General features: G+C 34.7%; 27 protein-coding genes and 1 riboswitch. Of the genes, 1 reads left to right on the top strand and 26 read right to left on the bottom strand.

Going from position 1 to position 24,145, the window contains the following annotated elements:
• Nucleotides 1–3 precede the first annotated feature (3 nt).
• The 8 genes from mutM to recG form a co-directional block, all read right to left on the bottom strand.
• On the bottom strand, nucleotides 4–828 hold the full coding sequence (gene mutM, locus KBI38_02015; GenBank protein ID MBP8628836.1) for a bifunctional DNA-formamidopyrimidine glycosylase/DNA-(apurinic or apyrimidinic site) lyase: 825 nt from the start codon (nucleotides 826–828) through the stop codon (nucleotides 4–6).
• 17 nt (nucleotides 829–845) lie between these two features.
• Nucleotides 846–3,452: a DNA polymerase I gene (gene polA / locus KBI38_02010; protein MBP8628835.1), complete on the bottom strand. Its 2,607-nt coding sequence runs from the start codon at nucleotides 3,450–3,452 to the stop codon at nucleotides 846–848.
• 81 nt (nucleotides 3,453–3,533) lie between these two features.
• A complete protein-coding gene (locus KBI38_02005; protein MBP8628834.1) occupies nucleotides 3,534–5,198 on the bottom strand; it encodes a ribonuclease J in 1,665 nt (554 codons plus the stop codon).
• Between the two features lie 251 nt (nucleotides 5,199–5,449).
• Entirely contained in the window at nucleotides 5,450–6,487 is a 1,038-nt protein-coding gene (locus KBI38_02000; protein ID MBP8628833.1) for an aspartate-semialdehyde dehydrogenase, read from the bottom strand.
• 16 nt (nucleotides 6,488–6,503) lie between these two features.
• Nucleotides 6,504–7,295: a 4-hydroxy-tetrahydrodipicolinate reductase gene (locus KBI38_01995; protein ID MBP8628832.1), complete on the bottom strand. Its 792-nt coding sequence runs from the start codon at nucleotides 7,293–7,295 to the stop codon at nucleotides 6,504–6,506.
• 377 nt (nucleotides 7,296–7,672) lie between these two features.
• Nucleotides 7,673–7,858, bottom strand: a complete 186-nt coding sequence (locus KBI38_01990) for a 4-oxalocrotonate tautomerase (protein MBP8628831.1) — start codon at nucleotides 7,856–7,858, stop codon at nucleotides 7,673–7,675.
• A 24-nt stretch (nucleotides 7,859–7,882) separates the two neighbouring features.
• Nucleotides 7,883–8,551, bottom strand: a complete 669-nt coding sequence (locus KBI38_01985) for a TVP38/TMEM64 family protein (GenBank protein MBP8628830.1) — start codon at nucleotides 8,549–8,551, stop codon at nucleotides 7,883–7,885.
• Nucleotides 8,552–8,626: 75 nt separating this feature from the next.
• Complete coding sequence (gene recG, locus KBI38_01980) at nucleotides 8,627–10,672, bottom strand: ATP-dependent DNA helicase RecG (GenBank protein ID MBP8628829.1); 2,046 nt, start codon at nucleotides 10,670–10,672, stop codon at nucleotides 8,627–8,629.
• Nucleotides 10,673–10,885: 213 nt separating this feature from the next.
• On the opposite strand from recG, the gene KBI38_01975 reads away from it, so the two are divergent.
• Nucleotides 10,886–11,077 (top strand): 50S ribosomal protein L28, encoded by a 192-nt coding sequence (locus KBI38_01975; GenBank protein ID MBP8628828.1) that lies wholly within the window; start codon nucleotides 10,886–10,888, stop codon nucleotides 11,075–11,077.
• A gap of 118 nt (nucleotides 11,078–11,195) precedes the next feature.
• On the opposite strand, the gene hslO is transcribed toward KBI38_01975, so the two are convergent.
• The 18 genes from hslO to KBI38_01885 all read right to left on the bottom strand — a co-directional run.
• On the bottom strand, nucleotides 11,196–12,059 hold the full coding sequence (gene hslO / locus KBI38_01970) for an Hsp33 family molecular chaperone HslO (GenBank protein MBP8628827.1): 864 nt from the start codon (nucleotides 12,057–12,059) through the stop codon (nucleotides 11,196–11,198).
• A 71-nt stretch (nucleotides 12,060–12,130) separates the two neighbouring features.
• The gene (locus KBI38_01965; GenBank protein ID MBP8628826.1) at nucleotides 12,131–12,595 is read right to left on the bottom strand and encodes a 6,7-dimethyl-8-ribityllumazine synthase; all 465 of its coding nucleotides are present in this window, start codon (nucleotides 12,593–12,595) and stop codon (nucleotides 12,131–12,133) included.
• A gap of 1 nt (nucleotide 12,596) precedes the next feature.
• Entirely contained in the window at nucleotides 12,597–13,808 is a 1,212-nt protein-coding gene (locus tag KBI38_01960; protein MBP8628825.1) for a bifunctional 3,4-dihydroxy-2-butanone-4-phosphate synthase/GTP cyclohydrolase II, read from the bottom strand.
• Nucleotides 13,809–13,820: 12 nt separating this feature from the next.
• Nucleotides 13,821–14,471, bottom strand: coding sequence for a riboflavin synthase (locus KBI38_01955; protein ID MBP8628824.1), 651 nt, complete (start codon nucleotides 14,469–14,471; stop codon nucleotides 13,821–13,823).
• Nucleotides 14,471–15,571, bottom strand: coding sequence for a bifunctional diaminohydroxyphosphoribosylaminopyrimidine deaminase/5-amino-6-(5-phosphoribosylamino)uracil reductase RibD (gene ribD / locus KBI38_01950; protein ID MBP8628823.1), 1,101 nt, complete (start codon nucleotides 15,569–15,571; stop codon nucleotides 14,471–14,473). The genes KBI38_01955 and ribD overlap by 1 nt, the downstream gene beginning before the upstream one ends.
• 99 nt (nucleotides 15,572–15,670) lie before the next feature.
• A riboswitch (FMN riboswitch) is annotated at nucleotides 15,671–15,798 on the bottom strand.
• A 72-nt stretch (nucleotides 15,799–15,870) separates the two neighbouring features.
• Complete coding sequence (gene aroB / locus KBI38_01945; protein ID MBP8628822.1) at nucleotides 15,871–16,956, bottom strand: 3-dehydroquinate synthase; 1,086 nt, start codon at nucleotides 16,954–16,956, stop codon at nucleotides 15,871–15,873.
• Complete coding sequence (locus tag KBI38_01940) at nucleotides 16,937–17,443, bottom strand: shikimate kinase (GenBank protein MBP8628821.1); 507 nt, start codon at nucleotides 17,441–17,443, stop codon at nucleotides 16,937–16,939. The genes aroB and KBI38_01940 overlap by 20 nt, the downstream gene beginning before the upstream one ends.
• A gap of 28 nt (nucleotides 17,444–17,471) precedes the next feature.
• A complete protein-coding gene (gene aroC / locus KBI38_01935) occupies nucleotides 17,472–18,617 on the bottom strand; it encodes a chorismate synthase (GenBank protein MBP8628820.1) in 1,146 nt (381 codons plus the stop codon).
• 63 nt (nucleotides 18,618–18,680) lie between these two features.
• Nucleotides 18,681–19,259 (bottom strand): type 4a pilus biogenesis protein PilO, encoded by a 579-nt coding sequence (gene pilO, locus KBI38_01930; GenBank protein ID MBP8628819.1) that lies wholly within the window; start codon nucleotides 19,257–19,259, stop codon nucleotides 18,681–18,683.
• A gap of 3 nt (nucleotides 19,260–19,262) precedes the next feature.
• Nucleotides 19,263–19,802, bottom strand: coding sequence for a PilN domain-containing protein (locus KBI38_01925; protein ID MBP8628818.1), 540 nt, complete (start codon nucleotides 19,800–19,802; stop codon nucleotides 19,263–19,265).
• The gene (gene pilM, locus KBI38_01920) at nucleotides 19,802–20,887 is read right to left on the bottom strand and encodes a type IV pilus assembly protein PilM (protein MBP8628817.1); all 1,086 of its coding nucleotides are present in this window, start codon (nucleotides 20,885–20,887) and stop codon (nucleotides 19,802–19,804) included. The genes KBI38_01925 and pilM overlap by 1 nt, the downstream gene beginning before the upstream one ends.
• Nucleotides 20,871–21,161, bottom strand: coding sequence for a late competence development ComFB family protein (locus KBI38_01915; GenBank protein MBP8628816.1), 291 nt, complete (start codon nucleotides 21,159–21,161; stop codon nucleotides 20,871–20,873). The genes pilM and KBI38_01915 overlap by 17 nt, the downstream gene beginning before the upstream one ends.
• A gap of 31 nt (nucleotides 21,162–21,192) precedes the next feature.
• Nucleotides 21,193–21,609 carry a hypothetical protein gene (locus KBI38_01910; GenBank protein MBP8628815.1) on the bottom strand — a complete coding sequence of 139 codons (417 nt, stop codon included), beginning with the start codon at nucleotides 21,607–21,609 and terminating at the stop codon, nucleotides 21,193–21,195.
• A gap of 10 nt (nucleotides 21,610–21,619) precedes the next feature.
• The gene (locus KBI38_01905) at nucleotides 21,620–22,114 is read right to left on the bottom strand and encodes a hypothetical protein (protein ID MBP8628814.1); all 495 of its coding nucleotides are present in this window, start codon (nucleotides 22,112–22,114) and stop codon (nucleotides 21,620–21,622) included.
• The gene (locus tag KBI38_01900) at nucleotides 22,111–22,488 is read right to left on the bottom strand and encodes a hypothetical protein (protein ID MBP8628813.1); all 378 of its coding nucleotides are present in this window, start codon (nucleotides 22,486–22,488) and stop codon (nucleotides 22,111–22,113) included. Before KBI38_01900 ends, KBI38_01905 begins: the two co-directional genes overlap by 4 nt.
• A 17-nt stretch (nucleotides 22,489–22,505) precedes the next feature.
• A complete protein-coding gene (locus tag KBI38_01895) occupies nucleotides 22,506–22,949 on the bottom strand; it encodes a prepilin-type N-terminal cleavage/methylation domain-containing protein (GenBank protein MBP8628812.1) in 444 nt (147 codons plus the stop codon).
• Nucleotides 22,949–23,731: a prepilin peptidase gene (locus KBI38_01890; protein ID MBP8628811.1), complete on the bottom strand. Its 783-nt coding sequence runs from the start codon at nucleotides 23,729–23,731 to the stop codon at nucleotides 22,949–22,951. The genes KBI38_01895 and KBI38_01890 overlap by 1 nt, the downstream gene beginning before the upstream one ends.
• A 63-nt stretch (nucleotides 23,732–23,794) precedes the next feature.
• A partial coding sequence (locus KBI38_01885) for a hypothetical protein (protein ID MBP8628810.1) occupies nucleotides 23,795–24,145 on the bottom strand: 351 nt, incomplete at its 5' end.

Here is a 24,145-nt window from a genome sequence, read left to right as displayed (position 1 = left end):
CCCCTATTTTTGGCATTTAGGACAAAAATGTGTACCTCTACTACCAACTTCAATTTTATTAATAAAAGTATGGCAATTTAAACAAGGTTTATCTTTTCGACCATAAACATAAAGATGGTTTTGATGTTGCCCTTTTTCCCCTTCCGCATTACGGTAATCACGGAAGGTAGTTCCACCATGTGCTAGTCCATCTTTAATAACTTTATTTATTGCCGTATACAGCTTTTTTATTTCTGCTGATTCTATTTTTCCGGCAATTCGCTCAGGGTGAATCCCTGCTAAAAATAACGCTTCATCAACATAAATATTACCTAGTCCCGAAATGTATTTTTGATTTAACAATAATGTTTTAATTTTCCCCTTATTATTGGCTAATATTAATTCTAAGTACTCTACAGTAAATTCTTTACTCAAAGGCTCCGGTCCTAAATTAGCTAGCCCGGAAATTCTCCATATTTCAGTCTTATTAATAACATGAATTGTGCCAAGAGTTCTAGTATCAGCATAGACCAATAAATCATCATTATCTAAATAAAAAACAATCCGACTGTGAGAATCTTTTTTTTCACCTTTCTTCACATATAATAGTTTACCGGTCATTCTCAAATGTACAATAATATAATACTCATTTTCTAACTCTACTAATAAATATTTACCTCTTCTTTTAACATCCAAAATTTTTTTACCGATTACTAACCCACTAAATTCAGTTGGTGAAGGCCATTTAATCAATCGACTTAAGCCAATTTCAACATTTTTAATTCTTCTGGTTTTTAAAAATCCTACTAATGATTTTCTAATTATTTCAACCTCTGGCATTTCCGGCAAAATTTTCACCCCACTTTCTATTTTGTTTCAGCCCAACTTTTCCCAACCTTAACATCTACCGTTAACGGCACTGCTAACGAAACGACATTTTGCATCGCTGTTGTTACTATTTCTGAAACAATTTCGACTTCAGCCTCAACAACTTCTAATAACAACTCATCATGAACTTGTAACAATATTCTACTTTTTAAATTATTTTTTTGCAAATCATAATCTACTTTTATCATCGCCAATTTTATAATATCAGCAGCAGTCCCCTGAATTGGAGTATTCATTGCCATTCTTTCAGCAAAGGATCTAATATTATAGTTACTACTATTAATGTCTTTTAAATAACGTCTACGCCCAAACATCGTTATGACATAGCCATTTTTCTTAGCATCAGCAATAATATTATCAATAAAATTTTTAACGCCGTGATATTTAGAAAAATAATTGCTAATATATTCTCCAGCTTCTTTGCGGCTAACATTAATATCCTTCGCTAAACCATAATCGCTAATACCATATACAATTCCAAAGTTAACAGCTTTTGCCCTAGATCTCATTTCAGGAGTTACTGCTGACAAATCAACAGAAAAAACTTCAGCGGCCGTTCTAGCATGAACATCCTGATTATCATTAAATGCACTGATTAAATTAGGGTCATTTGCCATATGTGCTAAAATTCTCAATTCAATCTGCGAATAATCAGCTGATAGTAAATAGTCAAATCCTAGTCCCGGCACAAATAGCTCTCTAATTTTTTTTCCTTCTTCACTTCTGGTCGGAATATTTTGCAAGTTAGGTTCTGAACTACTCAAGCGCCCTGTTGCCGTAACCATTTGATTAAAGCTGGTATGAATTCGCATTTCCGTTGGCGATAATAAGTTTCCTAAGCCTTCTAAATATGTTGATTTCAATTTAGTTAATAGTCGATATTCTAAAATTTTGCTAATGATTTGATGTTGGTCTCTCAATTGTTCCAACACTTCCGCATCGGTAGAATAGCCAGTTTTATTTTTCTTAATAATTGGTAAATTTAATTTTTCAAATAAAATAACACCTAATTGTTTTGGCGAATTTACATTGAACGGTTCTGCTGCCATTTCATAAATATCTTCTAATAGTTGCTTTATTTTAATATCCATTTCAGCAGACATTATTTTCAATTGTTCCGCATCAACTTTTATACCATAAAGTTCCATCTTCGCTAATACCTTTATTAGTGGCATTTCAACAGTTTGGTATAACTCAAACAAATCAGCCTGCTTTAGCTTACTTTTTAAGCTCTGATATATTTTTTCAATTGTTTCAACATAAAACGCTTGAAGTTGAATGATTTCAATATTTTTCTCATTTAAATGATAATTTTCTCCTACATAAAAATTATGTAAGCTTTCTATTGAATAGTTATTGGCCATTGGCTCCAATAAATATGCTGCCAGCATAATATCAAACACAGTGCCTTGAATCATCTTATGTTGCTGAAAGCAGAATTTATATAATTTTTTTACATCATAAGTAATTTTCTCAACTTCAGGATTTTCTAATAATGTAACAAAGATATTTTCAATTTCAGAGTTATTACTAATGCAATAACTTTGATTACTATTAGCTATGAAAATATGTTTAAGGTCAAAAGCACTAGATTCTAAGACAGGATAAAACACCATTTTTTTCTCTTGTATAATTTTATCTACTAATATTTTAAACTCATCACTATTATTTATATTGCAAAATTCTACTGGTGTTATAGCAATTTGCTCTGGTGATTTAGACTCTAAAAAATTAGCTCGCGCTAAAATACTTTTAAATTCATACTTTAAGCAAAATTCTTCTAATTTATTTTCAGCTAAATTGAGTTTGTATTGTTCTTCTGCATAATTAAGCGGTACATTATTATTTATTTTTGCTAATTGTTGCGAAATAAAAGCCAAGTCTTTATTATCCTTAAGCTTTTCTTGAAGTTTTTTGCCACTCACATTATCAATATTTTCATATATATTTTGCAAGGTATTATATTCCGCTAATAATTTTGTCGCAGTTTTTTCGCCAACGCCCGGTACTCCCGGAATATTATCTGAACTATCACCCATTAACGCTTTTAAGTCAATTAGTTGATTACATTCTAAGCCATAAGTTTCTTTAAACAGCTTTTTGTTAAATTCCAACATTTCCGAAATGCCTTTTTTCGTTAACAATACCGAAATATCATCATTAATTAATTGCAACGCATCCTTATCACCGGTTACAATCAGTACTTTTTTATTGTTTGCTGCGGCTTTATTGGCTAAAGTGCCAATAATATCATCCGCCTCAAAACCACTTTCTTCTATCAATGTTATATTCATTGCCACTAAAAATTCATGAATAAGAGGTATTTGCATTGACAATTCCGACGGTGTTTCTTTACGATGAGCTTTATATTGATCAAAAATTTCATTACGAAAAGTTATTTTTCCTTTATCAAATGCCACAACAATATATTCAGGACTAAAATTTTCTAATAATTTAAACAGCATTGTTGCAAAGCCATAGACCGCATTTGTATATTGGCCTTTTTTCGTTTCTAATAAAGGTAGGGCATAAAATGCTCTATACATCAAGCTACTACCATCAATAATAATAAATTTTTCTTTCAATACCTTCACCTCATTTATACATTACAATCCCTATTTATCGGAAAAGAACCCCGAAATCCTGTGCGGAGATCGGGGTTGTTGTTAAATTTCCATTATTATAGGCAAAATCATTGGACGTCTGCGAGTGCGCTCATACAAGTATCTACCTAGCGCATCTCTCACATTTGATTTAATAACTGCCCATTCTGTTATATTATTGTCTTCGCATTTTTCTAATGCCATTTTTACTTTTTCTTTTGCTTCTTCCATTAACTCTTCCGATTCACGGACATACACAAAGCCCCGTGAAACAATATCAGGTCCAGCAACAACAGCACCCATTTCTTTGTCCATTGTCACTACGATAATTAAAATACCATCTTGTGATAATTGACGACGATCACGAAGAACGATATTACCAACATCACCTACGCCTAAACCATCAACCAGTACAATTCCCGAAGGAACTTTACCAACAATTCCACCTTTTTCTTTGGTGAACTCAATAATGTTACCATTTTCAGCAACAAATACATTTTCTTTCGGCATGCCTAAATCTTGAGCTAGCATAGCATGCTTTCTTAAATGACGATACTCACCATGAACAGGAATAAAGAATTTGGGTCTAACTAAATTGTGAATTAGTTTTAACTCTTCTTGACTAGCATGTCCGGAAACATGAATACCCGAAGTTTTTTCATAAATAACATTTGCCCCTTGTTTCAATAAATTATCAATTGTTCTTGAAACAAGTTTTTCATTGCCCGGAATTGGTGTTGCGGAAATAATAACTGTATCTCCCGGAACAATTCCTACTTTACGATGATCTGAGGTCGACATTCTTGTCAACGCAGACATCGGCTCACCCTGACTACCGGTAGTAATAATAACAATATTAGATGGCGGATAATTATTAATCTCATCAATATCAATTAAAACTCCATCCGGAATATTAAGATAGCCAAGTTCGGCTGAAATATTACTTACATTCACCATACTGCGACCTAATACTGCTACTTTGCGATTATATTTATGGGCAGTATCAATAACTTGTTGAATTCGATGTACATTAGAGGAAAAAGTAGCAATAATAATGCGGTCTTTAATATTTCGGAAAGCCTCATCAAAGGCTACACCAACTGTTTTTTCACTTAAAGTATGGCCAGGTCGTTCAGCATTAGTGCTATCTGCTAACATTACCAATACTCCTTGATCGCCCAGCTCAGCAAATTTATGAAAATCAGTTACTTTTCCATCAACCGGTGTTTGATCAAGTTTAAAGTCTCCAGTATGAACAATAGTTCCAAGCGGTGTTTTAATGTATAATGCTACAGCATCAGCAATGCTATGACTAACATTAACAAAGCCCACTTTAAAACAGCCAATATGGATTAAATCACCAGGTTTTACCGGTACTAAGCTACTGGAGTCAACATTGTTTTCTCTTAAGCGACCTTCTAAAATTCCTAAAGTCAATTTAGTACCATATACCGGAACATTTAAATTTCTCAATACATATGGTAACGCTCCAATATGATCCTCATGACCATGCGTTAAAACAATCGCTTTTACTAAATCAATGTTTTCTAGTAAATATGTTATATCAGGAATAACTAAATCAATTCCTAACATTTCATCGTCAGGGAACATTAACCCGCAGTCAATGACAATAATTTCATCACCACATCTTACTACCGTTAAATTTTTCCCAATCTCCCCTAACCCACCTAGGGGGATAATTTGAAGTTTTTGTTCTACTTGTGTCAAAAAATTTCACACCTCCACATTTTATTATATTAACATTTTTGGTTTTCATTACCAACTTAATTCAATATTTCGTTCTTTCCGCACAATTAAAGTTACCCAAAATTACGTTATCCCAAAATCATCCGTTCGCTAACTCAATTATCATTATACCTTATGATTATCGAAACAACAAGCTTTATCTTAGAATACATCAGGCTTTCAGACTAATCACCTTAAAAAAAGTCCATTAAAAAATGGACTTTTTAAACTAATTATTTACTTAATAAATTATTATTAATCATGTATTCAGCAATTTGTAAAGCATTTAATGCTGCACCCTTACGAATTTGATCACCAACAACCCATAAGTTCAAACCATGTTTAATCGAATTATCTTTTCTAATCCGTCCAACAAAAACTTCATCTTGCATCGATGTATATAGTGGCATTGGATAAACCATATTCTCCGGTTCATCTTGTACAATTACCCCCGGGAAGGCATTTAGCAAAGCTTTCGCCTCAGCTACCGTAACCTCATCTTCCAACTCAATATTGATTGATTCAGCATGACTACGATATACCGGAACCCTAATAGTTGTAGCGGTAATACCAATATTGTCATCTTGCAAAATTTTATGTGTTTCTTTAATCATTTTAATTTCTTCTTTAGTGTAACCACTATCGGTGAACACATCAATTTGCGGTATCAAGTTAAAAGCAATTTGATAATGTTTTGGTAAACTAGCGCTCGGTAAAACTTTCGCCTCAACATCTCGACCTTCAGCAATCGCTTTCACTTGATTATCAAGTTCATCAATAGCTTCTTTTCCTGCTCCAGAAACCGCTTGATAGGTAGAAACAATAATTCTTTTAATTTTCGCTTTATCATAAATCGGCTTAAGAGCCATTGTCATAATAATAGTAGAACAATTAGGGTTAGCAATAATACCCTTATGACTACTAATTGCTTCTGGATTAACTTCCGGCACTACTAACGGAACGTTAGGGTCCATTCTAAATGCACTGGAATTATCAATAACAACTGCACCACTTTTTACCGCAGCCTCAGCAAAAACAGTACTTGCCGAGCCGCCAGCAAACAAGGCAATATCAATATCTTTAAAAGAATCATTACTAGCTTCTTCTACCACATATTCTTTGCCCATAAAAGTTATAACCTTACCGGCTGATCTCTTTGATGCTAATAGTTTCAAATTAGCAAAAGGGAATTTTCTTTCTTCTATTAAAGTTAAAAATTCTTGACCAACCGCGCCTGTTGCCCCAAGAATAGCAATATTATATTTTTTCATTGATTTTATCTCCTTATTAATCCAATATATTTTCTAAACCGCACACCAATCCCTCTAATTGTTGAACTTTTTTGCAAGCAAGCACTACGCCTGGCATAAAAGATTCTCGAGAAATGGAATCATGTCTAATACTTAAAGTTTGTCCTAAGCCACCAAAAATAACTTCTTGATGAGCGACATACCCTGGCAAGCGAACACTATGAATCCGCATTCCGTCATATTCAGCTCCCCGTGCGCCCTTAATCAACTCTTCTTCTTTCGGATTGCCCTGCTTAATACTTTCACGACTTTCAGTAATAAGTTGCGCTGTTCTTAACGCAGTTCCGGAAGGAGCATCTAACTTATTATCATGATGCAATTCAATAATTTCCACATGTGGCAAATGTTTTGCAACTTGTTGTGATAGTTTCATCATTAGCACCGCACCGATTGCAAAATTCGGTGCAATAAAAGCTTTAACTTTATCATTGCACATACTTTTTATTTCGGCTAAGTCTGCTTCTGATAAACCAGTTGTCCCCACTACCGGTGAAACACCATTTTTCATTGCTATTCTTATGTTTTGCATCACCACTGCCGGATTTGTAAACTCAACTACAACATCCGGATTGGTTTTACTAATTGCAACTTCCAAATTGTTTTCGACTGTGATTCCTAGTTTACCAACGCCAATCAAGTCTCCGGCATCAGCACCCTCTGACATTAAATCGACTGCTCCTACTAACGATAATTCAGTATCATTATGCACAGCTTTTAACACTTCACGTCCCATTTTACCATAAGCTCCACAAACCATTACTTTTACCATATTACACCTCCATCTATTATTAAAAGCTTTGTAGCTTAAAATTCTGTTTCCATATTAGCATTTGTTAAAGTTTTACATTATAAAAAATAGCTGATGAGATTTCTCACCAGCTACAAAAAACAGCTTTATGAATAAAATAAAAATTTTATTCTGGATGAGATAGCACTCCACCAACAATTGGTGACAATCTTACACTTTTTCAATGTAAGACCAGCAATGATAACAAGGCTTTTATCAAAGCTTCGGCAGTATTCCCTTTCCTCTCAGTTCATTGTTGCCATTCTCCCCAAAAGTACTTATGTTTACTGCACCTCTACTCTACTTACAACTTGGATATTATTTTATCTTAAAAAACCACACAATGTCAAGGTAATAACTTAAAAATCAGAACGCAATTTTCCGCCATCACCATAATTATCTTTACTCATATCTCTAATCACAATTTTTACCGCTTCCGGTGAACAACTAGCAGTTTCACAAATCGCCGCCGTAACCTTACGCACTAATTCTCTTTTTTGTTCTACGGTACGTCCTTCTAACATATCAATTTGTACTATTGGCATAATAAGCCCTCCTCTAAAATTCACTCAGGTTTCAACACTATTTTTTTTTTGCCACCATAATCCGGCATAAACAACCACCACTAATAAGCATAATAAAATCAATCTAGTCATATTTTCATTGGCAAACGCCAAATCATGACCAATGAGCACTTTCAAAACAACTGGTGGTAATTTCCCAATAACAGTTGCTAACATAAAATCTTTAAAGTTCATTTTACTGATAGCCGCAACCGCGGTAATAATCCCTGATGGCGCTAACGGCAACAATCTCGCAATTAACAACGCTTTAAAACCATTTTCCGCACTATAGTCATCAACTTTTTTTAAGTAAACACTTTTACTTATTAGGCCTTCAAGCATTTCACGGAAAAAAAATCTGGCAAAAACAAACATCACCACTGCACCGATAACTTCACCAAACCAAGAAATAAAAATACCGGACCACAAACCATAAACTATTCCGGCCGCTCCCGACAAAATCATAAAGGGAAATACTATCGTAAAAGTCATCACTATAAACAACGCAATTGTCACCAAAATGCCGACCCAGCCAAAGCCTCTTAAATAATCAGCCAAAGCTCCAATATCACCATGCTCAATAATTCCATAAGCGTGCCTAAAAAATTCCGGAAACAATGCATATAAAACTGTTATTGCTACAATAATTACAACCCAGCCCATCAATTTTTTCATATAATTCTTTCCTTTAACTCTTTTTTTGCACATTAATTAATTTTACAACTTTTCACTATTAAAATAAAGCCTTTGTTATAAAATTGTTCCGGTAATCTCACTAAAACATTCCCCAAAATAAACTCTTAACCCCTCAATAATTAACGGTATGTTTTCAGGTTCTACCAGTGCTTGCATCGCATAATCTCTGGCAGAAAATAAAGTTTCTAAGTCCATTGTTAAATCGGCTATCTTTAAGTTAGGCAAGCCATGTTGTTTTGTCCCCAAGAAGTGACCGGGGCCTCTAATTTTTAAATCCTCTTCTGCCAACACAAACCCATCATTAGTTTTCTCCATTATTCCTAGTCGTTCCTTAGTCTTGGTACTTTTGCCATCGGTAATCAAAATACAATATGATTGGTATTCACCTCGACCAATTCGCCCTCTTAATTGATGCAACTGCGCCAATCCAAATCTTTCTGCACCTTCTACCACCATCACACTAGCATTAGGAACATTAACACCAACTTCTATCACTGTTGTTGCAAATAAAACTTTAATCTTACCATCTACAAACTCCGCCATTACTGATTCTTTCTCTTTTTTATTAAGACCACCATGTAGTAAGGCGCATTTTACATCTTTAAACACACTTTTTCTCAGTTCATCATAAACAGCAACTACTGCTACTGCATCAATATTTTCCGATTCTTCAATTAATGGACAAACAACATAAGCTTGTCGTCCTTTTAGTAGTTCCTTTAACACAAAATCATAAATTAATTCTCGCTTAACACTATTTCTAACAAAAGTTCTAATAAGCTTTCGCCCCGGCGGTAATTCTCTAATGGTTGATACATCTAGATCACCATAAACCGTCAACGACATCGTCCGCGGAATTGGCGTTGCCGTCATAACAAGCACATCCGGCAACTTTCCTTTAGCCTTTAAATCAGCTCTTTGTCTAACACCAAAACGATGCTGTTCATCCGTTATTGCTAATCCTAACTTGAAAAATTCAACATCCTTTTGAATCAAGGCATGCGTACCAATGACAATATCAATGGTTCCTTCGTTTAGCTTAATTAATATCTCCTGTCGTTCTTTTTTCGTCAATTTGCTACTTAGCAATCCAATTTTCATCTTCAACGGCTCTAAATATTCACAAAACACATTATAATGCTGTTGCGCCAAAATTTCTGTTGGCACCATTAACGCTCCTTGGTAACCATTTTCCACAGTTTTCACCAGCAACAACATTGCAATAATAGTTTTTCCCGAACCAACATCACCCTGCAATAATCTTTGCATTGGCATTTCGGTTTCCATATCAGCTTTAATCTCCCTCAAGACTTTTTTCTGATCATTGGTTAAAGCAAACGGCAGTTTTGCCTTAAGCTGTTTCACTAAAGACCCATCAGCACTATGCTCAATCCCACAATGTTGTTGCTGTGTGATTTTTTTTAGTAACATCATTCCGCATTGTAATAAAAACAACTCTTCAAAAATAAGTCTGTTTTTTGCTGCCATTAACATTTTTTCATCTTTAGGGAAATGAATATTTTTTAGTGCACTGGCACGATCTATTAAATTTAAAGATTTGCTAATTTTTACGGGTATGAAATCTTTTACTACTAAATCTTTTAACACTGTTGCTATAATATTATGCAATAATTTTTGATTTACTATATTATTAATATTATATACTGGTAAAATTCTCCCATTATATAAATTTTTATCTTTTAAAATCACAATCTGCGGGTTACTAATAGTAATGTTTCGAAATTTCACACTAACCTTACCACTAGCGACAATATTTAAACCTGTAAAAAATTTACTTTTTACAAAAGGTTGATTAAAATAAATTAACTCTGCCTTAACATTTTCATCAATTATTTGGATTTTTGTTAATGTTAAGCCTTTTCTAACTTTAGACTCAACAATATCAACAACCTTACCAAATACAGTTGAGATCATACCATCTTTCAACTTTGCTAGTTCTGTTAAAGTAGTTTGATCTTCATATCTTCGCGGATAATAAGTTAATAAATCACTAATTTTATAGAGCCCTAACTTATTCAATCCTTGCGCTTTGATTTTTCCCACACCTTTAAGTTCTAAAATATCTTTATCTAATAACATAGTATCCTCCACCATCACTATCTTTTAAGGATAGCATTTCAATCCCAAAATTTAAAGCAAGAATATTTTTGGATAAAATAGTAATTATATTTAAAATAATACATAAATTTTCTTATTTTTTAAAAAAGAATTTGCATTTTATTATTCCCTTGTGATAGAATATAGTCATTATGTATGAGGATATGTTGTCCTTCGTTAAAGGAGGTGGAATAAATGGCAAATATTTGTGAAGTTTGTGCAAAAGGTATAACTAGTGGTTTCAACGTGAGTCACTCTCATTTAAAAACTAAACGTACTTGGAAACCAAACATCCAACGTGTTCGCGCACTAGTAAATGGTGAGGTAAAAAGAGTTAACGTTTGTACTCGTTGCCTGCGTTCCGGTAAAGTTCAACGTGCAGTTTAATTAAAATACGAGTCAAAGAGCTGATAATCAGCTCTTTTTTTCTATATTTTTTTATTATATAATAAGCAATCATAAAATAAAAGCAAATCCTTACACCAAAGGATTTGCTTTTATTTCGTTACTGCGCTTCACACAATAACTTTTCTAATTCTTCCTTATTTAAGTCATAAGCCTGACTACAGAAGTGACATTTAACTTCTGCTTTCCCTTCCGCTATTAGGTGATTTAATTCAGCCTCACCTAAACTAATTAAAACCTTCTCAATTTTTTCTTTATTGCATTGGCATTTAAAACTAACAGCAGTGGTATCATAGTAATTTACAGCCATTCCTTTAAAAATTTCCGCAATAATGCCGGCGCCATCTTTACCTTCACTTATTAATTGTGAAATTGGTGCTAATGACTTTAGATTTTCTTCTAGCATATCAATCGCACTTTCTTCAACATCAGGTAAAGCTTGAATTAAAAATCCACCAGCCGCCATAATTTTTAAATCAGTGCCTACCAATACTCCTAACCCCACACTGGACGGAGTTTGTTCTGATGTCATTAAATAATTAGTCAAATCTTCGGCAATTTCACCAGTTACAAGCTCAGTACTACCAGTGAAAGGCTGCTTTAAATTAGTAAATCTAGTTACATAAATATGTCCAGCACCAACACCATCACCAACAGCTAATTTGCCATTGTTTAATGGTAAATCAATATAAGGGTTTTTCACATACCCTCTAACCTCACCATTAGCCAAAGCATCTGCCACAATTTCCTTTAACGGACCATTACCGGAAACTCTAATCGTTAAACTTTCATCCGTTTTTAAATTAGCAGCTAATAACAACGCTCCAGTCATCGTCCGCCCTAAAGCAGCAATAGCCAGTGGTGAGCAATTATGACGAGTTCTTGCTTCTTCTACTAAATCTGTAGTAACAGTGGCAAAAACTCTAATGCCATTTGCGGTTGCTTTAATAATATGATCTTTCATAAATCCTCCTAATAAAAAGGCTACCTCCAAAGATTATTGCAAATGCTTTGAGGTAGCCTTTTTCTGCTAAATTAAATTTCTTTTAATAAATTAGCCATTTCAATCGCGCCTACGGCTGCATCAAAACCTTTGTTACCGGCTTTAGTTCCCGCTCTCTCAATTGCTTGTTCAATATTTTCAGTAGTAACAACGCCAAACATCGTTGGTACTCCCGTATTTAAACCAACATGGGCAACACCTTTAGCAACTTCATTGCAAACATAATCATAATGAGTGGTACTACCACGAATAACCGTTCCTAGACAAATAATTGCATCATATTTTTTACTGTTTGCCATTTTTTGTGCAATCAGTGGTATTTCATAAGCTCCCGGAACCCAAACAACTTCAATATCATCATCAGCAGCACCATGTCTAATTAAAGCATCCATCGCGCCCCCTAATAATTTAGCATTAATAAATTCATTAAATCTTGATACCACAATCCCAAATTTCAACCCTTGTGCTGTCAATTTACCTTCAATAGTTTTTGCCATTTTAAATTTCCTCCTCATTTTGTTTCAGCATATGCCCTAATTTTGATTTCTTGACACTTAAATATCTTTTATTAAATTTATTAGCCTTAATTTCTAATGGAACTCTTTCCACAATATTAAGACCATACCCCTCTAACCCAATTCTTTTCCTTGGATTATTGGTTAACAAGCGAATTTTATTCAAACCTAAATCTGCTAAAATCTGCGCGCCAATTCCATAATCTCGTAAGTCCGGAGCAAAACCTAGCAACTCATTAGCCTCAACTGTATCTTTCCCTTCATCTTGCAATGCATAAGCTCTAACTTTATTAGCTAAACCAATGCCACGACCTTCTTGACGCATATATAGTAGTACTCCGGCCCCTTCTTTATTAATGCGTTCTAAAGCAATCGCTAATTGATCTCCACAATCGCAACGTAATGAGCCAAAAACATCCCCGGTTAAACATTCAGAATGAACTCTCACTAAAACACTATCAAGCTTATCCACATCACCTTTAACCAAGGCCACATGACATTTATCATCTAAAGTATTATCATAAGCCACTAATTTAAACTCACCAAATTTTGTAGGTAATTTGGTTTCAGCCGCCCGTTTAACGAAAGTTTCATTAGCTTTACGATACTTGATTAGGCTTTCAATTGTAATAATTTTTAAATCATGTTTCTTAACAAAATCTTGTAAGTCATCAACTCTAGCCATAGTGCCGTCTTCATTCATAATCTCACAAATAACGCCAGCCGGATAAAGGCCTGCCATCTTTGCTAAGTCTACTGCCGCTTCAGTATGACCACATCTTCTTAAAACCCCACCATCCACTGCTCTTAACGGGAAAATATGACCAGGACGACGTAAACTTTGCGGTTTTGCAGCCGGATCTAAAATAGTTTTTACAGTATGAGCTCTTTCATAAGCAGAAATTCCAGTAGTCGTATCAAAAGCATCTACTGAAACCGTAAAAGCTGTACAATGTGCGTCCGTATTATGTACAACCATCGCATCAAGGCCTAGCTCATCTAATCTATGTCCACTAATCGGCATACAAATCAGCCCCCGCCCATAAGTTGCCATAAAATTAATCGACTCCGGTGTGACCAATTCAGCTGCCATTAATAAGTCGCCTTCATTTTCGCGGTCTTCATCATCCACCACTACAATTATTTTACCTTGCTTAATATCTTCAATTGCTTCTTCAATAGTATTAAATTTCATTATCTTCACCTCTTAAAATCCATTTTTCGCTAAAAATTCTAAATTTATCTTACTAGTACTTGTTGGTTTCTGATTGTCAAAATTCATTAATCTTTCTACATACTTGCCAATAACATCAGTCTCAATATTTACATAATCACCAGTGTTTTTATAATGTAAATTGGTCATAGCTACCGTATGTGGAATAATTGACACTGCAAATTTTTCAGCATCAACACTAACAACCGTCAAACTTATCCCATCAATCGCTACCGAGCCTTTTTCAATAATATATTTTATAACACTAGAACTTGCTTTAATAGTAATAACAATGGCATTATCATCCTTCTTCATATTAACAATTTCACCTAAACCGTCAATATGACCACTAACAATATGTCCCCCAAATCTATCACCCAAGGCCATTGTTCGTTCCAAGTTAACAACATCGCCATTATTAAGTTTTGCCAAAACAGTCCGTTTAACAGTCTCCGGCATCACATCTGCTGTAAAATAATCAACTCCATAATCAACTACCGTCAAGCACGTCCCATTTACAGCAATGCTATCGCCCAATTTAACATCTTCTAAAACTTTTTTCGCTGTAATGGTTATTTTACATGACTTACTACCATGAGCAATATTTTTAATGTTGCCAATTTCTTCAATCAATCCGGTAAACATTAGAGTTCCTCCTGTTTAACATACCCTGTTATTAAAATATCACCAGCTAATATTTCAGTGCTGATATTTTCCAGCAATAATGCATTATCTAAATTAGATAGTCCTGTTCCCGCCACCGGCGTCAAAGCTTCTTTCCCACCAATAATTTTAGGTGCAATAAAAGAATATACTTTATCTACTAATTTATTATTGATAAAAGAAAAATTAATAGTTGCGCCACCTTCTACCAAAATACTACAGATATTTTTCAATCCTAATTTTGCTGTTAATTGCACTAAATCAACTTGATTATTTTCATCTGCAGGAATTACTAAAACCTCTACCCCCGCCGCTTTAAGCGCCGCAACTTTTTGTTCATTAGCTTGTGCCGTAACGGCAATAATTGTTCTAGCAGCTTTGTCATTTACAACTTTTGCAGTCAACGGCGTTCGTGCCAAACTATCAACAATAATCCGTACTGGATTTTTTCCAACTCCAGCTAACCTAGTAGTCAATTCAGGATCATCCGCTACGACTGTTCCCACCCCTACTAAAATTCCATCATAAATATCACGTAATTGATGAACTCTTTGTCGTGAGGTCGAATTAGTAATCCAGCGCGAATGACCCGTAACGGTTGATATTTTACCATCTAAGGTCATCGCTGTTTTTAAAACAATAAACGGTTTTTTATCTATAATCCATTTTAGAAAAACTTCATTTAATCTTTGAGCTTCCGCTGTTAACACACCCACTACAACCGCAATACCAGCCTCTTGCATTTTTTTGACACCGCGACCGGCTACCAGTGGGTTTGGATCAAGCATTCCAATTACAACTTTTGTAATGCCTGCCGAAATAATAGCATCTGCACAAGGCGGGGTTTTTCCATAATGCGAACAAGGTTCTAACGTCACATAAATCGTCGCCCCTTTACATAATGCACCTGCTTGTCTTAAAGCATGAACTTCTGCATGCTCCGTACCAGCTTGGCGATGCCAGCCCTGTCCCACAATTCTATCATCTTTTACTACTACCGCTCCGACTAAGGGGTTAGGACTGGTTCGACCGTAAGCATATTTTGCTATTTCTAATGCTTGTCTCATATAAAATTCATCCATTTAATCACCTCAACAAAAAAAGACTGTCAAAAAGAAAAATCTTTTTAACAGCCCTTAAAAACTTAGAAATAGACACACCTATAGCCCAAAAACTCTATATCGCGCCTTTTCTCATCCAGACTATACTGTCGGCTCCGGAATCTAACCGGATCTGCCTGTCGGCTCGCGGGCTCTACCGCCGGTAAGGAATTAAAGTAAAAACTTTTCACCTTGCCCCAAAGGCTGTTAATATCAATTAACACATTATAATATTAACACTTTACAGGTTAAACATCAAGTATTTTAGTTATTATTGTAACTTAAACTACAATTTCATGTAAGACTTTCTTAATTTGCTCAGTTGATACTTGATCGCTAATTATAACTTTCCCAATCTCAGCTAATAAAATCCATTTAACTTTACCATTAACAGCTTTCTTGTCACGACCGACAATCTCAAACAAAGTGTCAACATTACACTGCTTAGCTTGTAACGGTAATTCAAACTTTTCTAAAAGCTCTTTGGTTACTCTAACAGTATTGACATCAACCATTTCGTGGTAATGACTTAACAATACTGCTCCATATAATCCAATCCCCACCGCTTCACCATGAGTATATAGCTTATATTTAGTATTACTTTCAATCGCATGGGCAATAGTATGTCCAAAATTTAAAATAGCTCTAAGGTTTGCTTCTTTTTCATCTTGTCTGACTACATCAGCTTTTATTTCACAAGATCTAGACACTACTTTTGCTAAACATTCAAAATTTAAAGCCATTAGCTGTTGACTATTTGCACTAAGATAAGAAAATAAATCTTGGTCATAAATAAAGCCATACTTAATAATTTCCGCCATTCCCGAAATAATTTCGCGTTTCGGTAGCGTTTCTAGGCATTTTAAATCAATCAAAACTTTTTTGGGTTGATAAAATGAACCAATTAAATTTTTACCTAACTCATGATTTATCGCAACTTTTCCGCCCACACTGGAGTCAACTTGTGCTAGTAAACTAGTTGGCACTTGGATAAAAGGAATCCCCCGCAAATAAGTTGAGGCAATATATCCTGCCAAATCACCAACAACGCCACCCCCTAAAGCAATAATAGCGCCTTTACGATCCAGCCCCATTTTTATCGCTTTAGTATAAATTTCTTTAGCCATATCAAAAGATTTTGAACTTTCTCCGGCCGGAATAACAAACTTCTCGACAAAGTAGCCCTGTTGCTTTAATGACACTTGTACTGTATCGGCATATAACTTTTCTACATTATCATCAGTGATTAATAATAATTGCTTTGAAAAATTAAACTCCGCTATTTCTTGACCAATCTGCCCTAAAATATCATAACCAATCTCTATCATATAAGAATTATTAGGTAAATCAACCTTTACTTTTGGCATAGACTGCTCCTTTTTCTTTTAGAAAGTTTAAAATAATATGAACCACTTCTTGCGGATTATATTTACCGGTATCAACCACCAAATCAGCATCAGCATAAAATTCGGCCCTTTTTGCCAAAAGCTCCGTAATCGCTGCTTTACGGTCTTCTTGTTCTAGGAGCGGTCGATTATTACGGCGATTAGTCCGCTCCAAAATAGTGTCAATGGATGCACTGAGTGAAATAACCATCCCTTTTTTTCGCAATTCTACCATATTATCTTTATTTAACACTACACCGCCACCGGTAGAAATGACAGCTTTATTATACTGAGAAATTTTCTTTATAATTCTATGTTCAGCTTGGCGAAAATAATTTTCACCATGTTTAGCAAAAATATCACTAATCGACATTTTTAAATCATATTCAATCTGCTGATCACTATCAACAAATTTATAGCCAAGTTTCGCTGACAATAATTTACCAATACTACTTTTACCTGTTCCCATAAACCCAATTAATACAACATTCACTGTCTCACCAACCAATTCGCTCTTGGTATTGTTTAATCGACGCTAATAAATCTGCCATATTATCATTAGCAAACTTTTCCAACAATACTTCGACTAAAGCAATTGCCACCATCGCTTCACCAACAACAGAAGCTGCCGATACAGCACAAACATCACTACGCTCTGTATTGGCCGAAACTTCATTTTTACTTTCAATATCAACTGAAGCTAACGGTCTCATCAAAGTTGGAATCGGCTTCATAACCGCTCTTACAACAATTTCTTCACCATTACTCATTCCACCCTCAATGCCACCGGCATGATTAGTTTTACGCATATAATTTTTATTTTCAGTTAAAAACATCTCATCATGAGCTTTACTACCCGGTAAATTGGCATATTCAAACCCTTCACCAACTTCAACACCTTTAATTGCTTGAATTGACATTAAGGCCGCCGCAATTTTAGCATCTAATCTGGTATCCCATTGAATATGGCTACCAAGACCTTTAACCGCGCCGGTCACAACAACCTCAAACACACCACCTAAAGTGTCACCGGCTTTTTTGGCATTATCAATAACTTCCATCATTTGCTGTTCTGCAACTTCATCATAACAATTTAATTCGGATTTACTGTTATCAAACAATTCTGCTGTTGCTACTTTTTTGGTGATCTTTACGCCACCAATATTAGTAACATGAGAAACAACTTCAATACCACAAGCTTTTAATAATATTTTTGCAAACCCGCCTACCGCAACTCGACTGGCTGTTTCTCTGGCACTAGCCCGTTCTAAAATATCGCGAATATCTTTGCGATTATATTTTTGAACACCCGTAATATCGGCATGTCCTGGACGAGCAGCAGTAACCTTCGGACCAAATTCAGCTCCGGCTACCGACATTTTTTCTTGCCAATTAGCCCAATCTTTATTTTTTATTAGCAAGGTAATTGGATCACCCATAGTTTCACCAAAACGAACTCCTGATAAAATCTCTACTTGGTCTTTTTCTATTTTCATTCTGCCACCACGACCATAACCTTGTTGGCGTCTAGCTAAATCTTTATTGATAAAATCCAGATCAACTTTCAGTCCTGCTGGAATTCCTTCGACAATTGCTGTCAAAGCTTGTCCATGAGACTCTCCTGATGTTAAAAAACGAAACATATTATCATCCTTTCATATCATAAAAAAGCGTCTACCTTATAAAGAGATAGACGCAACAAATTTTTAATTATTATTTTGAGTTTTATTAGCCTCAGTCGGTGTTACTCCATAAGAATATACCAGTAGCGATAATTTACTGTTCAAAATTTCATCTTTCGCTTGAACACTCATATCTGTCACAGTATTAAAACGCTGCAACTGTTCTAATTTCTTTAGAAATTCCAAAGTTTGAAAATAATCTCCGGTAATATCTAATTCGACCTTAATGCCTCGATAATTCTCTTTATTTTCTTCGCCGATTGGCTTTACTCTATTTAATTTTACATTAGTTTTTTTCGCACTGTCTTCTACTTGCATAATAAAAGAACTAATATCTTTATCTGCCGGTAATTTACTATTAACTAAATCTGTTTTATCTTGCAATTCTTTCTCATATTGCTTTAAATCAGGATGTTGCACTAAAAAACCTTCCAATACTTGCACTTTTTGTTTTATCATTTGTAAATCAGTGTTCAACTGTGCAAGACATTGTTGTTGCGACTGATATACATAAGTATAAAACACCATCACTACAATAGCAAGACCCAGTACAAAGAAAAATATTTTATGCCTTGTCTCCAATTTAGCCGTTATCTTTTCCAATATCTACAACTCCTTGAAGCTTGCTTGAATTTCAAAAGAGGTTAACATCTTGTCTTGCTCACCTTTACCCGCTTCAGAATTAACCAAGTTTACATTATTAAAGTAAGTATCTTTTTCACAGTTTTTTAAAGTTTTTGCCAATGCCGGATAAGATGCCGCCATCCCTCTGATACTTAACACTTGTTTATCATTCATCTTCACATCAGTCAACCAAACATCATTAGTCATAATACTTCCTAAGTGAATTAATAAAGAGTTCCACGATTTTGTATTTTTCGATAACTTCACCAAGATATCATTGCGTTTATTAATTTCTTGTTGCTTAACATCAAACTGTTGCTTTGTATCCATCACATATGACATTTGGTGATAAGTTTCATTAACTTTTGCCAATTCTTGTTTTAAAAAATATTCTTCCACTAAGGCTCCTGTATAAACAGCAATCAACAACATTAGTACCAACCCTGAGGTTATCAGAAAGGCTTTTTTTAGCGGAATTTTAACTTTACGCTGTTCCGGTGGTAACAAGTTAATTTTAATCATTACTCTTCACCTCCGCGTAACGCTAACCCTACTGCAATCGCCAATTGTGGTGCAACACTTTGTAAATATTGTTTATCAAACGATTTTATCCATTGCAAATTTTGTAATGGTTGATGCATTTCTACCGGTATTCTAATCTCAGTGGCTAAACGGTTTACTAAACCATCCAATCTAGCCCCGCCACCACTGATAATGATTTTTTCAAAAACCGCTTCACGCTTTTGAATTTGAAAATATTCTATCGTCCGTAATATTTCCCTGCCTAATTCATCAACCATTTCATTAAGTTTCTCTTGAACCGGTGTTACTGTTTCGACTTGTCCAAGTACAGTTACCAAGTTTTTTTGACGTTGTTTAAAAGACTCCGCCTCAACATAATCAAGGTCTAGCACCTGTGCAATCGCTCTTGTAAAACTATCACCGAATAACGGAATATTACGATTTGTGATTGGCACCCCATCTTGATAAATAATAACTTGAGTATTTACTTTACCAATATCAACACAAATATAATCTTCGACGCCAATTGTCCGTGACAAAGCAAAGGTTTCACCATCGATAATAAATGGTTTTAAACCTGCACTTTTCACCAAACTAACCAAGTTTTCTACATTACCTTTTGGTGCAGCTACCAACATCACTCTGATTTCTTTGCCATTTTCCGCTTCACCAATAACATTGTAATCATAAAAATACTTTTCCGGCTCATATGGCACATATTTTTCAATTTCCCATTTTATCGCCTCGGTAAGTTCTGTTTCTGTCATTTTGGGAAATAAAATTTCTCTGGCAAACAAAGCTCTCCCGCCCAAGGAAAGAACAGCGTGTTTTGCACTAATACCATTAACTTCGATGGTTCTTCTTAGGATTTGACTCAGTAAATTTATATCAGCAATACCCTCTTCGTCAAAAATACTTTTATCTAACGAATTAATAGCCACTGCCTTAATAGTATTTTCTTCTACTAACGACAATTCTACTACTTTCAAATACCCTGGCCCAACATCAATTCCCAATACACTTTCTTTTGATGGCAATATTCTATTTTTTATTTTTCCAACAAGTTTACTATAATAGCTCTTCATGTTGTGGATTACCCTCGACTTTTTCTATAGCTTTTGTTAACGCAAAAATAATATCAGCTTCACTTTGTGTTTCGTATAGTTTTAATCTAGTAAAAGTTCCACCCTTTAATGTTAAAACATAATGTGGCTTTAACGTATTAAGGGCTAGCACAGCAACATCCATTCGGCATTTTTCACATTTACAAATAGTTTTATTTTCATTGATGATATTATCCAAGTGATCAAAGACTGCTTTTTCCATACAGTTAACAATTTGAAACTTTTTATTATCCATTCATCTCTTCCTCTTTTTTCAATAATTGCTTTTAACAATTTTTCCAAGCAATAATTTTATAATCATTGTTATCTAATTCTTCTATCCATAAAATTATTTGCCTTTGAGCGGTTTCGCATGTACCTTTGGCATAAATTTCAAATTTTTCATTGTTATATTTCACTGCAACTTCATATAAGCCATTGTTAAATTCTTGCTTAGCGGAATTTAAATTTATGGCAGCATGATTAATTTTCAGTTGCTGACGAAAATATTCATCATTTGAAATTTTCATATAAGCTTTTTTAGCTCCGGCTTCAGCAAGATACCGCGCTTTAATACCGTCATAGTATACTAACTTCATTTGGTTATCTGCCGTTTTAACCGTTGTTAAGCTAAATAGCAATAACAACATTATCCCCATCATCACCATTGCTAAAACTGTCATGAAGCCCTTTTGGTTGTTCATCACTACACCTTCAAGTCTCATTCATGATATTTATGACTTTATCTATGGCTAAATATTCGGAGCTATTACTATCAACTCCTATAATTTCCACATCCAGAATATTATTTCCTTTTTTTATTAGTGAAAAACTTGAAATTTCCACCTCATTATTGATGCTGTTACCGGTAACCGGCTGGCCATCTCGCATTAAACGATACGGATGATATTTTCTGCTCAGTTCATAACGAACTACTTCATTAGTAGTATCAGTTCCTTTGAAAATCAACAATACATTATTATTAACTTCTATTTTTTTTGCCAAGAAAGCATCTCTTTCAATGCTTTCTACTGCAAATCTGATATTATGTTGTAGTTCAATTTGAGTCAGACAACACTGATAATTTTTATAAGTGCTAACCATCACATTAGCTAAAACCTGTGTTATCAGCATTATCAACAGACAATATAGTATTAATTCTACCAAGATAAAACCCTGATTAGCAAAATTATAATAGCACTTCTTCATAATAAGCTTTCCAGTTCAAACTCTTTATACTTAGTATCCTCTTGCCACTGCACTTTCACGCTTACTTTTACCAGATTATCTTCTGCTTGGGAGAAATCGGTATAGACCTCATAATTTTGCTTTTTGATATTTTTTGTAAAATGATAATTATTCAGACTTTTTTTCTCAATAACACCATTACTGCTTCCAAACTTTATTTTACCCTTCAAAGTTTCGAGCTCATTTTCTGCTAAAATACTAGCTTGATAATAATTGAAAGAAGTAATGCTGTTATTGGTATAAATAGTAATATAATGTAATATCGGTAAAATAGTTGTAGTTATAATAAAAACGCTAAGGACGCAATCTATTATCACAAACCCGTTCTTGTTCATTATCTACCTCTATTCTATTATTGAATTCTAATTCTTCCGGCACTATTTATAATTACCGCCAAGAGTTGCCTGTTAACAGTTAAATTAATATGCTGAGGTTTGGTATAACCATTAGTATCAAAAGCCACTTTTGTATAAGAACTGTTTACTGCAACATTTTTCGGTAACTCAATAGTTTTGACAACATTACTGCCTTTAACCAGATAATAACCATTATTCTCTTTATGAAAAAACACCAACTCTAACCCCAAATTAGTATTAATTTCCGGAAAATCATTACTACCCACACTAACATTGCTGTTAACCTCTTGTAAATAGCGTAAATCGGCAGTTATTTGCTGTGCTGCCGCCATTAATAATAACTTATCAGTATTAACCAGTTGCGGTAAAACAATACTGCTTAAAATACTCAGCACAGCTACCGCCACTACCAACTCTATCAGGAAAAAGCCTTTATTCATCAGCTCATCAAACTCCAATACCAATTGATAATTTCCTTGCCATATAAATACACCAGCCATCCTGCTAAGGTAATAAACGGGCCGAAGGGAATATAATCCTTACGACTTCTAATTTTCAGCAGTAACAATAAACTACAAATAATGCCCCCTAAAATAAAAGATAATAGTAATAATGTAATATTATACTGCCACCCTAGCCACAACCCTAATACTGTTGCTAGTTTAACATCACCACCACCCATACCGCCATTGCTAACAATCGCAATTATCAGTAATAGTCCGCCACCGATGATACTACCCAGCGCCATTTCAGCATAGCTGACTGTTAGTAGCTCTGCACCATAATTATAGCCTGCTAATAAATTCTCATTAATTAGCACATTAAACCCCACACCAACTATTGCCATTGGTATTAAAAGCTTATCTAATATTAATTGGTGTTGAAAATCAATAACAGTTATTACAATAAAAAAACTGACTAAGCTCAATGCTCGCATTAATTCTAAATTACTATTAGTTGCTACATAAGCCCAGACAAACATTAAGGCAGTTAATAATTCTACCAACGGATAAATATAAGATATTTTCATCCCGCACTGGCGACATTTTCCGCCTAATAACAACCAACTTAGTACCGGAATTAAATCATACTTTTTCACAGCACTCTGGCAATGTTGACAATGCGACGGCGGAAATGACAGCGATTGCTCTAGAGGCAGGCGGTAAATGCAAACATTAAGAAAACTACCAATAACTAAGCCCGCTATAAAAATTATCAGCATGTTACCTCCTCTTTAAGAAGAAGAATACTTTCTTGGCTATAGCCAAGAAAGTATTCTTAAAAATTAAGATTTTTTAAACTTATCTGATGTGTTACCTGTTTTACATACAGCTCTCATAGTTCCATTCACTGTTTCGAAAGTATAAGCAGAAGCCGGAACAGCTACAGCAGTTGCTCCACCTAGAAAACATTTCCCTCTTGGTGGCGTTGGTGTTTCAACTAGCAATCCAGCTCCCATCAATGTAGCTCTTGTTGCTGCGTCACCAGCAGCTCCTATACCAGCAGGATCCGAACCTCTTTGTGCTTGATACATTACAATAGCAGCATCAATAGTTCTTAAGTCAGCTTGAATTTTAGCAGTATTAGCAGCTGCGGTTGAATCAGTAAATTTAGGAATTGCAATAGCAGATAAAAC

The sequence above is a fragment of the Negativicutes bacterium genome (assembly GCA_018052945.1).
GTDB lineage: Bacteria > Bacillota > Negativicutes > JAGPMH01 > JAGPMH01 > JAGPMH01.
Note: the sequence above shows the minus strand (reverse complement) of the source record. Positions and strands in the feature narration are given on the sequence as shown.

What these genes read in the sequence shown, in the direction of transcription:
- KBI38_01965 (MBP8628826.1), bottom strand. Translation starts at nt 12,595, where the DNA reads ATGGCAAAAACTATTGAAGGTAAATTGACAGCACAAGGGTTGAAATTT.
- KBI38_01905 (MBP8628814.1), bottom strand. Translation starts at nt 22,114, where the DNA reads ATGAAGAAGTGCTATTATAATTTTGCTAATCAGGGTTTTATCTTGGTA.
- KBI38_01975 (MBP8628828.1), top strand. Translation starts at nt 10,886, where the DNA reads ATGGCAAATATTTGTGAAGTTTGTGCAAAAGGTATAACTAGTGGTTTC.
- ribD (MBP8628823.1), bottom strand. Translation starts at nt 15,571, where the DNA reads ATGGATGAATTTTATATGAGACAAGCATTAGAAATAGCAAAATATGCT.
- KBI38_01890 (MBP8628811.1), bottom strand. Translation starts at nt 23,731, where the DNA reads ATGCTGATAATTTTTATAGCGGGCTTAGTTATTGGTAGTTTTCTTAAT.
- KBI38_01940 (MBP8628821.1), bottom strand. Translation starts at nt 17,443, where the DNA reads ATGGGAACAGGTAAAAGTAGTATTGGTAAATTATTGTCAGCGAAACTT.
- KBI38_01990 (MBP8628831.1), bottom strand. Translation starts at nt 7,858, where the DNA reads ATGCCAATAGTACAAATTGATATGTTAGAAGGACGTACCGTAGAACAA.
- KBI38_01895 (MBP8628812.1), bottom strand. Translation starts at nt 22,949, where the DNA reads ATGAATAAAGGCTTTTTCCTGATAGAGTTGGTAGTGGCGGTAGCTGTG.
- pilM (MBP8628817.1), bottom strand. Translation starts at nt 20,887, where the DNA reads ATGAAGAGCTATTATAGTAAACTTGTTGGAAAAATAAAAAATAGAATA.
- KBI38_01960 (MBP8628825.1), bottom strand. Translation starts at nt 13,808, where the DNA reads ATGAAATTTAATACTATTGAAGAAGCAATTGAAGATATTAAGCAAGGT.
- aroC (MBP8628820.1), bottom strand. Translation starts at nt 18,617, where the DNA reads ATGTTTCGTTTTTTAACATCAGGAGAGTCTCATGGACAAGCTTTGACA.
- KBI38_01955 (MBP8628824.1), bottom strand. Translation starts at nt 14,471, where the DNA reads ATGTTTACCGGATTGATTGAAGAAATTGGCAACATTAAAAATATTGCT.
- KBI38_01910 (MBP8628815.1), bottom strand. Translation starts at nt 21,609, where the DNA reads ATGAACAACCAAAAGGGCTTCATGACAGTTTTAGCAATGGTGATGATG.
- recG (MBP8628829.1), bottom strand. Translation starts at nt 10,672, where the DNA reads ATGTTATTAGATAAAGATATTTTAGAACTTAAAGGTGTGGGAAAAATC.
- aroB (MBP8628822.1), bottom strand. Translation starts at nt 16,956, where the DNA reads ATGCCAAAAGTAAAGGTTGATTTACCTAATAATTCTTATATGATAGAG.
- KBI38_01995 (MBP8628832.1), bottom strand. Translation starts at nt 7,295, where the DNA reads ATGGTAAAAGTAATGGTTTGTGGAGCTTATGGTAAAATGGGACGTGAA.
- hslO (MBP8628827.1), bottom strand. Translation starts at nt 12,059, where the DNA reads ATGAAAGATCATATTATTAAAGCAACCGCAAATGGCATTAGAGTTTTT.
- KBI38_01985 (MBP8628830.1), bottom strand. Translation starts at nt 8,551, where the DNA reads ATGAAAAAATTGATGGGCTGGGTTGTAATTATTGTAGCAATAACAGTT.
- KBI38_01925 (MBP8628818.1), bottom strand. Translation starts at nt 19,802, where the DNA reads ATGATTAAAATTAACTTGTTACCACCGGAACAGCGTAAAGTTAAAATT.
- KBI38_01915 (MBP8628816.1), bottom strand. Translation starts at nt 21,161, where the DNA reads ATGGATAATAAAAAGTTTCAAATTGTTAACTGTATGGAAAAAGCAGTC.
- KBI38_02000 (MBP8628833.1), bottom strand. Translation starts at nt 6,487, where the DNA reads ATGAAAAAATATAATATTGCTATTCTTGGGGCAACAGGCGCGGTTGGT.
- KBI38_01900 (MBP8628813.1), bottom strand. Translation starts at nt 22,488, where the DNA reads ATGAACAAGAACGGGTTTGTGATAATAGATTGCGTCCTTAGCGTTTTT.